This window comes from Spirosoma pomorum (genome assembly GCF_054776615.1).
The window spans coordinates 103,164-112,585 of the sequence record NZ_BAAHBP010000033.1 but is presented as its reverse complement, the minus strand read 5'-3'; the positions used below and the strand labels follow the sequence as shown (position 1 = coordinate 112,585).

At 49.4% G+C, this 9,422-nt stretch carries 10 protein-coding genes; 3 read left to right on the top strand and 7 right to left on the bottom strand.

Going from position 1 to position 9,422, the window contains the following annotated elements:
* Positions 1-443: 443 nt before the first annotated feature.
* The 4 genes from ACYVAD_RS20810 to ispG all read right to left on the bottom strand — a co-directional run bounded on the left by ACYVAD_RS20810 (position 444) and on the right by ispG (position 3,708).
* Complete coding sequence (locus tag ACYVAD_RS20810; RefSeq protein WP_461141463.1) at positions 444-998, bottom strand: tetratricopeptide repeat protein; 555 nt, start codon at positions 996-998, stop codon at positions 444-446.
* Positions 999-1,048: 50 nt separating this feature from the next.
* The gene (locus ACYVAD_RS20805; RefSeq protein WP_461141462.1) at positions 1,049-1,402 is read right to left on the bottom strand and encodes an MmcQ/YjbR family DNA-binding protein; all 354 of its coding nucleotides are present in this window, start codon (positions 1,400-1,402) and stop codon (positions 1,049-1,051) included.
* 13 nt (positions 1,403-1,415) lie between these two features.
* On the bottom strand, positions 1,416-1,604 hold the full coding sequence (locus ACYVAD_RS20800) for a DUF6728 family protein (protein WP_461141461.1): 189 nt from the start codon (positions 1,602-1,604) through the stop codon (positions 1,416-1,418).
* An 85-nt stretch (positions 1,605-1,689) separates the two neighbouring features.
* Complete coding sequence (gene ispG / locus ACYVAD_RS20795) at positions 1,690-3,708, bottom strand: (E)-4-hydroxy-3-methylbut-2-enyl-diphosphate synthase (protein WP_461141460.1); 2,019 nt, start codon at positions 3,706-3,708, stop codon at positions 1,690-1,692.
* A 273-nt stretch (positions 3,709-3,981) separates the two neighbouring features.
* Here ispG and ACYVAD_RS20790 point away from each other — a divergent pair, with 273 nt between their 5' ends.
* On the top strand, positions 3,982-4,293 hold the full coding sequence (locus tag ACYVAD_RS20790; protein WP_461141459.1) for a hypothetical protein: 312 nt from the start codon (positions 3,982-3,984) through the stop codon (positions 4,291-4,293).
* 70 nt (positions 4,294-4,363) lie between these two features.
* Here ACYVAD_RS20790 and ACYVAD_RS20785 read toward each other — a convergent pair whose 3' ends face one another.
* Entirely contained in the window at positions 4,364-5,236 is an 873-nt protein-coding gene (locus tag ACYVAD_RS20785; protein ID WP_461141458.1) for a lysophospholipid acyltransferase family protein, read from the bottom strand.
* Positions 5,237-5,368: 132 nt separating this feature from the next.
* Here ACYVAD_RS20785 and ACYVAD_RS20780 point away from each other — a divergent pair, with 132 nt between their 5' ends.
* A complete protein-coding gene (locus ACYVAD_RS20780; RefSeq protein ID WP_461141457.1) occupies positions 5,369-6,019 on the top strand; it encodes a WbqC family protein in 651 nt (216 codons plus the stop codon).
* A gap of 61 nt (positions 6,020-6,080) precedes the next feature.
* The gene (locus ACYVAD_RS20775) at positions 6,081-8,609 is read left to right on the top strand and encodes an ATP-dependent Clp protease ATP-binding subunit (RefSeq protein WP_461141456.1); all 2,529 of its coding nucleotides are present in this window, start codon (positions 6,081-6,083) and stop codon (positions 8,607-8,609) included.
* 221 nt (positions 8,610-8,830) lie between these two features.
* Here the strand turns inward: ACYVAD_RS20775 and ACYVAD_RS20770 are convergent, their stop codons facing one another.
* Together ACYVAD_RS20770 and ACYVAD_RS20765 are read right to left on the bottom strand one after the other, a co-directional pair.
* On the bottom strand, positions 8,831-9,154 hold the full coding sequence (locus ACYVAD_RS20770) for a DUF5615 family PIN-like protein (RefSeq protein WP_461141455.1): 324 nt from the start codon (positions 9,152-9,154) through the stop codon (positions 8,831-8,833).
* A complete protein-coding gene (locus tag ACYVAD_RS20765; RefSeq protein ID WP_461141454.1) occupies positions 9,138-9,377 on the bottom strand; it encodes a DUF433 domain-containing protein in 240 nt (79 codons plus the stop codon). The genes ACYVAD_RS20770 and ACYVAD_RS20765 overlap by 17 nt, the downstream gene beginning before the upstream one ends.
* Between the last annotated feature and the right edge of the window lie 45 nt (positions 9,378-9,422).

Below are 9,422 nucleotides of genomic sequence, written 5' to 3'. Positions count from 1 at the left end.
TACATTGCATCTTGGTCGATACAAAGTTGACTCCACTACCAGTACTTTTCAATTTCCCAACACGCTCTTAACCACGTAGAAAGAGAATTTTTACGTCAGGCTAGGCAAGAAGCTTATGGAGATTACAAAGCTCGATTGCGTGAATATGTACATCACCGAGATAGAAATGCGCCGAAAATACAATTAAATAATATGGTCGAACAGCTACAGAAAAAAGGGCATCCAACTGTTTGGAAAGAAATGCAACGATACCATCGACTTAATATTTTGTCAAAGATAGATGCCGACCTCGACGCTCTTTTTAATCAGGCTCCCGAATCACTGAGTTGGTAACAGTGCCCGGCGCAACGTCGAGCAAATGGGTAAGTTGAAATAACCGTACGCACATAAACGAAAGAAGCCCGACCGGTTAGGATCGGGCTTCTTTCGTTTATATTGTTACGTTACCGGTCCTGAAAAACAGGCCGGGTAAACGGCGGTTGCAGCAAAATATGGTATGAATTCTCGTCGCCCAGCGCGATAGCCCGTCGCAGGTCGTTTTCGGCCTGAGGAAGCTGGCACACCTGAATGCGAGCCAGTGCCCGCCAGCGATAAGCGTCGGGTTTAATATCCCTGAAATGCCAGACAGCTTTGTCAAACTCCCGGAATGCATTTTGAAAATCTTCCAGGGTATAATAAGCGATGCCGCGGTCAAGGTAACATTCGGCCAACGTATTATCACGGCTGATGGCCTGCGTCAGATCATAAATAGCAGAGTGATAATTGCCCTGGGCGAGTTGGCACTTGCCGCGGTACGCATAGGCAATAGCCGATTTAGGGGCTTGCTTGATGACGTCGTCGAAATACTGATGCGCGTCAACAAACGTCCGGTTATTGACCAGCTCGATTCCTGTTTTATACCGCTTTCGATCTTTGTCAGCGGGCGTGTCATGATCGACGGTGAAGTACCGGATCGTCATGTATAAAGCAAACAGGAAAATTAATACAGCAATTTCCATGATTCAGTTCAGCTTCTCACGTCTGCGAATTTACAACAGTCTAATCAACTTTATTCAGATAATTGCGCTCGGACTGCTTTGGGCAAACTCTGGAATACCAGTTCGTAGGAATGGTCGATCCAGTCCTGCAAATCCCGGCTCTTAACACTGCTATCAACGGTGATCGTATTCCAGTGTTTCTTGTTCATGTGGTAGCCCGGCTGGACTGCATCAAATTCTTCCCGAAGTTGTACCGCCCGTTCCGAATCGCATTTGAGCGCCATCGTGGTAGGTCTGCTTTCGGTATCCAGCATGGCAAATATTTTATTGCCTACCTTGAAAATCAGCGTTACTTCGTCAAAAGGAAACGACTCAGTAACATTTGGCTTTGCCAGGCAATAGATGCGCAGCGCTTCTACGTTCATGAAGCTTCCTGAGTTAGCGCGTGCAGGCCCGGAAAATCATCACGCACACGCAGAACAGGAACATGATGATCGAAATACGATTGATACCGTGCATCATACGTAAGTTGGTACTGGTTGGCGCGTTAGGGTCTGGCTTACGAAAAACACGCAGAAAATAGGCGAACACAGGACCAATTTTGAAATAATCCAGTAGACGATTCATAGTAGTCGGGTAACAGGCACCAACAAAAGTCGGAGGAGCGGTATTGCCCTGCCTGTATTAAGAACAAAATTTAATCGTGAATCCGTCAGATTTGGTCAATTTTTTCGGGCTCGATCCACCGGCTGTCTTCGCGAATTAACTCGATCAATTCATCAACGGCGCGACCGGCTGGTACCGACTTTTTAATGACCTGCTGGCCCCGATACAGCGCAATCTTGTCACGTCCGATACCCACGTAACCATAGTCAGCATCGGCCATTTCGCCGGGGCCGTTTACGATACAGCCCATGATACCAATCTTGACGCCTTTAAGGTGATCGGTACGCTGGCGGATCATAGCCGTCGTTTCCTGCAAATCGAATAGCGTCCGGCCGCATGAGGGGCAGGAAATGTATTCGGTCTTAGTGATACGGGTCCGGGCAGCCTGCAAAATACCGAACGCCAGGTTGTTCAGCCGTTTTAGTTCATCGGCATGAGGCTGACTGGCCGATGAGAGCATGATGCCGTCCCCTAAGCCATCGATCAATAAGCCACCCGCGTCGGTAGCGGCAAATAGCGGGATATTTTCGGCCTGACTGGCTGGGTAACTCCGCTGAATAACGACTGGCGTATCAATTCCCTGATTGATGAGCTCAACGCAAAGCCGCCGGAGTTCCGGCATGGCGTGGGCGTTTGTTGTTATGATCAGCAGTACTATCGTTACGTCACTACGTAACGCGTCCAGTAAGTCATCCGATAAGTCAGTAAGGGAAACCCGCACTACGTTCAGACGGTCATGGAGAAGTCGTGACGATGCCCTGGCTGTCAGGTACTCGTCAGCTGTGAGCAGAGGATAACTAGCCGTCGTGCTGGCGATTGACTGCCAGACGGTATAATCCAGAATCTCTTTCAGACCATTCGGTAGCATGAACTGCGCCGGTTGAGATCCGGTGTAGACGTAATCTGCGCCGAGGTCATTCATCCGCCATTTGTCCGGTACGGGCAGGTAAAAGTGCCCAATGGGCTGTAATACGTCGTGTTCGGTAACCGGTACCTGGCTGAAGTCAGCGATGACACGAGGGACGTTCTGTCCGCCAATGTTCGTCACTGGCTGGGTAGCCCGGCGCGTATACTGAAACGGATTAATCGGATAGGTTGTGATCGACGGCATGGGCTGGCTGTCGGCGGCCCGGTTTGTGTAACGGTCGATTAATGCCTGTGCTACGGGAGCTTCACGCTCGGGTTCTTCCGTCAGCGATACGCGAACGGTATCGCCAATACCATCTTCAAGCAGCGTGCCGATACCCAACGCCGATTTGATGCGGCCATCTTCGGCCTCCCCGGCTTCGGTAACGCCGAGGTGGAGCGGATAAGGTTTGAGCCCTTCTTCGTCCAGCCGTTGCACCAGCAGCCGATACGCCTGTACCATCACTTGCGGGTTGCTGGATTTCATTGACAGGACAATATTGTAGTACTGTTCATCTTCGCAGATGCGCAGAAACTCCAGCGCCGACTCAACCATACCGGCGGGTGTATCGCCGTAACGACTCAGAATCCGATCCGATAGCGAACCATGGTTGGTGCCAATCCGCATTGCCGTACCGTGTTCTTTACAGATACGGACCAAGGGCAAAAATTTCTCCCGGATACGCTCCAGCTCAGCCGCGTAAGCTGCTTCGGTATAATCAATGTACTCAAACCGCTTGCGGTCGGCGTAATTGCCGGGATTGATCCTGACTTTCTCTACTACCCGAGCGGCCAATTCCGCTGCGTTAGGCGTGAAGTGAATATCCGCAACAAGGGGCGTGGTATATCCTCGCGCGCGTAACTCCCGACGAATGTTTTCCAGGTTCTGCGCTTCTTTCACGCTGGGCGCGGTGATCCGAATGTATTCACAACCTGCTTCAATCATCCGGATAGACTGCTCTACCGACCCCATCGTGTCCATGGTATCGACTGTGGTCATCGATTGAACCCGGATCGGATAATCAGAGCCCATGGGCACGTCACCAATAAATACCGGAATGGTTTTGCGACGAACGTACTGAGTAAGTGAGGGCGTGTAATGAACCGACGGATCAGGAACCACCGACGATATAGATGGAGTAAGCAGCGAATCGAGCATACGAGAGTTGGCCGGGCCAATTGACAAAGACAAAGGTACAGAAAAAGCAGTTTGTCAACCGATGGACCCGACTCCTGGAAAACGTTGGCTATTGGATAAATGTTCACCCAAAATACTTAACAAGATAAACTGTAGTCTACTTATTTAAGAGGATTAATTACCAGTTAGTTAGTGTAAACAAAATGCCTTCAGCGTAGTTATTTATACTGAGTACACCCTGCTGTTGATAAAGACAGTTAAGCAGGATATCCGTTCGTTCTAACACGTAAAAAAATGAAAATCAAATCGTTGTATGCATTCGCTCTGGTTGCTCTGTTAGCAACGGGCGCATACGCACAGGACACAACCAATACCACTGCTCGGAAAGCCCGTGTCAAATCTGACCTAAAGGAAGCTGGTCAAAATGTTGGTGACGCAGCCACCGAAGTCGGTCGGGGCGCCAAACGTAATGCTAAAAAGGCAGGACAAGCAATCAGCAAAGAAGCTGATAAAGTCGGCGACAAAATCGACCAGAAATCGGAAGAATGGAAAACCAAACGTGATGCTAAACGAGCGGAGAGGGCTGCCAAGCGCGACACATTATAATAATTGGAGATACAGTTAATGATCGAGGGCCCGGCTTAGTAAGCCGGGCCCTCGATCATTAAACTGCTCACTAACTGAGTTTAGTGACTATTCTAGGGTACTTGCCTCGCCAGTGTTTCCAGCGCTTGTGCGACCAGAGCCAGTCAGAGGGATAAGCCCGGATGGTTTCTTCCAACAGATCGCGGTATCGCTCCAGAATCACTCCCTCGGGTAAGTCGGTATAAGGTGGCTGGCCGATAGTCGTGAACGTTACCTGATAGTAGCCCCGTCGGACCCGGTTGATGTGTGTGTAAAAGACAGGCAATTGTCGACTACGGGCCAGTCGTTCAGTGCCGGGGTAGAAGGGGGTATCGTGATGCAGAAAATCGGTCCAAAAGGCCTGTTCTGGTACGTCGGGTACCTGGTCGGCAACCAGCGCGATAATCCGGGGTATGTTTTTCTGCGCGGCCATGCGCCGGGGAAGCGTTTGCATCGGTACGGGTACCGCCCCGAACGCCGACCGGATCTCCTGCATTAATTTCTCGAAAAATGGATTGTTGAGTGGTTTGTAGATACTATCGGCTGGCATGCCGTGCAGCACCGAACCCGACGGAACCCACTCCCAGTTACTGCTGTGCGATGCCATACCTACCACCGCCTGACCGGCCTGAAGGTGCTGCTTTACTAGGTCGGCGTTCGTAAACTGGACCCGTTTCCGGAGTTCATCAGGTGACATAGCTGGCATCTTGATGGTCTCAACGATAAGGTCGGTCAGGTTGCGATAGAAGCCACGGGCGATGCGCTGGATATCGGCCGGAGACTTTTCGGGGAATGAAAGACGCAGATTTTCTAAGACGACCCGCTTCCGATAGCGAACGACGTAAAGCAACAAAAAATACAAGAAATCCGACAAACCGTAAAGCACCGTCAACGGCAACCGTGACAGCAATCGAAAAAATATCATCTGATAATAGATGAGCAGAGATCATAGCGAATGGGGAGTTCTGCCCGTTCTACCCAAACAATTAAAAATTTGTAAAATCGGTTTCTGGTATTACTTTTTTGTGTTACTTGTTGCTGATATAATTAGTCTTTATTGGAAAAATACCAGCAACCAAAACAAACTGAGTTACTCATTGACCTGCATTACCTGCCCAATCTGGATTTTATAACTGGTTTTCTGAAGTTCGATCGGGTATGGCTGGAAGCGCATGAACATTACCAGAAGCAAAGCTACAGAAATCGCTGTTACATTGTGACAGCCCACAAAGTAGACGCGCTGGCCGTGCCGGTACAGCAGGGGACACACCACCATCCAATCCGTGAGGTAAGGATCGACAACAGTCAGCCCTGGTCCGTTCGTCACTGGCGAAGCTTGCAGGCTGCTTATGGCAAGGCTCCGTTCTTTGAGTACTATGCTCCAGAGTTCGAGCCGGTTTACCAGAAGGAGTGGGAGTTTTTATTTGATCTTAATAAAGAATTGCTGACAATTTGTCTGAAACTACTGGCTATTCGAACACCAGTTGACCTGACAGATTGCTACGTAAAAAGCCCTGAAGTCGGCGTATTTGACGCCCGGTCAGCGCTGAATTCCCGAAATAGAGAGGGATCGCCCTTATTCTATTCGCCGGTGCCGTATCAGCAAAACTTTGGCCCTGATTTTGTAGCCAATGTGAGTGTTATAGACCTGTTGTTCTGCCAGGGACCGGCCGCGTTGGACGTGTTGACGGCTGGCCTTCGGGAGTGAACAAATCCTTAAAACTCTACGTTAAGCCATTAGTACGCTTACCTTAGGAGACCCAAAGCGAATGGAAGCAAAATTCTCAAACCGCGTTAAGGAAGTAATCTCGCTGAGTCGGGAGGAGGCCTTACGCCTAGGCCACGATTACATCGGTACAGAACATCTGCTACTGGGCATGATCCGGGAAGGAGAGGGCGTGGCCGTCGGGCTGCTTAAAAAGCTCGGCATCTCGCTCGACGAACTTCGGGTCACTATTGAACAGGCAACGAAAGGTACGGCGACCAACAACGTAAAAAATCTGGCGAATATCCCACTGACCCGTCAGTCGGAAAAGACGCTGAAAATTACGTATCTGGAAGCCAAAATTTTCAAAAGCCCACTCATTGGCACGGAGCATCTGCTGTTATCGATTCTGCGCGATGAAGACAATGTCGCCACGCAGATTCTGAATAAGTTCAATGTTAATTACGAAGTCATTAAAGAGATGCTGGAATACCAATCCTCGGGAAGTCGTCCGGTGATGGGTCCCGAGACCGATGATGATGACAATGACCGGGGTATGTTTGGCGGTAGCGGCAGCAGCGGTTCGGGCAAAGAAGCCAAAGGTTCTGAAAAGTCACGGACACCCGTGCTGGATAACTTTGGCCGCGACCTGACCAAACTGGCTGAAGTCGGTAAACTGGACCCAATTGTTGGTCGTGAAAAAGAAATCGAGCGCGTTGCTCAGGTATTGAGCCGTCGTAAGAAAAATAACCCAATCCTGATTGGCGAACCGGGCGTCGGTAAGACGGCTATTGCTGAAGGGCTGGCGTTACGTATCGTTCAGAAAAAGGTATCGCGGGTGCTGTTTGGCAAACGCGTGGTTACTCTTGATCTGGCATCGCTGGTAGCCGGTACAAAATACCGGGGTCAGTTCGAAGAGCGGATGAAAGCCGTGATGAACGAGCTGGAAAAATCGCCGGAGGTGATCCTGTTCATTGATGAGCTGCACACCATCGTTGGTGCGGGTGGCGCGTCGGGCTCACTGGATGCCTCGAACATGTTCAAGCCAGCACTAGCCCGTGGCGACATTCAATGCATCGGTGCCACGACGCTGGACGAATACCGTCAGTATATTGAGAAAGATGGTGCCTTGGCCCGTCGTTTTCAAATGGTCATGGTTGATGCTACGTCGATTGACGAAACCATCGAGATCCTGAACAACATCAAGGATAAGTACGAAGACCACCACCACGTTAACTACACGCCGGAAGCTATCGAAGCAGCCGTGAAACTGTCGGAGCGTTATATCTCTGACCGCTTCCTGCCCGATAAAGCGATTGACGTAATGGACGAAGTGGGTGCTCGGGTACACATCTCGAATATCACCGTTCCCGAAGATATTCTGAAGCTTGAAGAGCAGATTGAGAATATTAAGAAGGAGAAAAACCAGGTCGTTAAGAGCCAGAAATACGAAGAGGCTGCTCAGCTCCGCGACAAGGAAAAACGCCTGATCGATCAGCTTGACCGTGCTAAACAGGCGTGGGAAGAGGATACCAAAAAACGTCGGTACACGGTGGACGAAAACAGCGTAGCTGAAGTCGTAGCCATGATGACAGGTATTCCAGTCACGAGCGTATCGAACGATGAAGGTAAAAAACTCGTCAACATGGGCGAGGAACTGAAAGGTAAAGTAATCGGTCAGCAGGCTGCTATCGACAAGCTAGTGAAAGCCATCCAGCGGACGCGGGTAGGCCTGAAAGATCCGAAGAAGCCAATCGGTTCGTTTATTTTCCTTGGTCCAACGGGGGTTGGTAAAACGGAGCTGGCGAAAGTTCTGGCTAGCTACTTGTTCGACAAAGACGATGCGCTGGTACGTATCGATATGTCGGAGTACATGGAGAAATTCAGCGTTAGCCGACTGGTCGGCGCTCCTCCGGGCTATGTTGGTTACGAAGAAGGTGGTCAGCTCACCGAGAAAATCCGTCGGAAACCATACAGCGTCGTGCTGTTGGATGAGATCGAGAAAGCTCACCCGGATGTATTCAACATCTTGTTGCAGGTGCTTGACGATGGTATTCTGACCGACGGTCTGGGTCGCCGGGTTGACTTCCGAAATACGATCATCATCATGACGTCGAATATCGGGGTTCGTGACCTGAAAGATTTCGGAGCCGGTATCGGTTTTGCTACCCGCAAGAGCGAAAGCCAGGACGAGATTATGAAGAACACCATCCAGAGCGCGCTGCGTAAAGCATTCTCGCCGGAGTTCCTTAACCGTCTGGACGATGTGATTGTGTTCAACTCGTTGCAACGCGAAGACATCCACAAAATCATCGACCTCATGCTGGGCAAATTGCTTGGCCGCGTGACAAGCCTAGGTTACACCGTCGATCTGACCGAGAAAGCGAAAGACTTCCTGTCAGAGAAAGGATATGACCAGCAGTACGGTGCCCGTCCGTTGAGCCGCGCCATTCAGCGCTATCTGGAAGACCCCATTGCTGAAGAAATTCTGAAAGGGGAATTGAAGGAAGGCGATGTAATTCAGGCTGACTACAGTGGTGAAGGTGAGACGCTGACAATCACGGTGAAAAAGCAAGAAGAAGTAACGGAGTAATCCGAATACGATAGATAAATGAAAAGACCGGACGGTTCCGTCCGGTCTTTTTTTATGCACATTACTAAATAAGGAAGCCGTCGGGTCGTACTTGCTATCGGACGTGATACTGCGCTTAAGCTAGCTATTTTTCTGTTTTAAGTAGCCGACAGCTAAGCTATGCAGCTACTTATGTTTAAAATGACTCATGTCTTTTGACGTAAAAAAGAAAAGTCTCAGTATTACATAATGACAATCGGCCCGATTGGTAGATGACTGCTCAAGAGATGTTGATTTACACTGTCCGAGAGCTTAGTAAGAACCGAGTAAGTGTTGATTTCGGCATTCAGGACAAATACTGTCAGCGTATATTTCTCAAAGTTCTGCTGGTGCTGCAGGTTTTTGTCAAAAGTGAGCAAAGCGTCGAAACCATTGGGCAGCATTCGTTTGAGCAATTCACCGTTTTTTATTCCGTTCCATCCTTTATCTCGAACCGTGTAGACTTCATGATCGGTGAAATCAAGCTTCAGACGTTTGGGTAAATTCTCGTCAAGCAGCAGCCGCATAAAGCTGATCGATGTTGTTTGCGGTTAGCAGTTTAATAGATATAGCCAGTAAAGCGACCGCCTGTTCTCTCTTGACAGTAGGAAATTCCTCCAAAAAAACATCTAGCGATTCACCTGCTTTTAAGTAATCAAATAACGACTCTACAGGAACGCGTGTCCCCGTAAAAACGGGCTGACCGCCTAAGATGTCAGCATCAATAGTAATGAACTCCTTCGTATCCATACCTAAATGTACAACACAGACGATTTGCTTGCTAACTAAAAAAGA

Bases quoted from the DNA above. Each gene is read 5' to 3' on its own strand.
- ACYVAD_RS20810 (WP_461141463.1), bottom strand. From the start codon at position 998: ATGGAAATTGCTGTATTAATTTTCCTGTTTGCTTTATACATGACGATC.
- ACYVAD_RS20805 (WP_461141462.1), bottom strand. From the start codon at position 1,402: ATGAACGTAGAAGCGCTGCGCATCTATTGCCTGGCAAAGCCAAATGTT.
- ACYVAD_RS20800 (WP_461141461.1), bottom strand. From the start codon at position 1,604: ATGAATCGTCTACTGGATTATTTCAAAATTGGTCCTGTGTTCGCCTAT.
- ispG (WP_461141460.1), bottom strand. From the start codon at position 3,708: ATGCTCGATTCGCTGCTTACTCCATCTATATCGTCGGTGGTTCCTGAT.
- ACYVAD_RS20790 (WP_461141459.1), top strand. From the start codon at position 3,982: ATGAAAATCAAATCGTTGTATGCATTCGCTCTGGTTGCTCTGTTAGCA.
- ACYVAD_RS20785 (WP_461141458.1), bottom strand. From the start codon at position 5,236: ATGATATTTTTTCGATTGCTGTCACGGTTGCCGTTGACGGTGCTTTAC.
- ACYVAD_RS20775 (WP_461141456.1), top strand. From the start codon at position 6,081: ATGGAAGCAAAATTCTCAAACCGCGTTAAGGAAGTAATCTCGCTGAGT.
- ACYVAD_RS20770 (WP_461141455.1), bottom strand. From the start codon at position 9,154: ATGCGGCTGCTGCTTGACGAGAATTTACCCAAACGTCTGAAGCTTGAT.
- ACYVAD_RS20765 (WP_461141454.1), bottom strand. From the start codon at position 9,377: ATGGATACGAAGGAGTTCATTACTATTGATGCTGACATCTTAGGCGGT.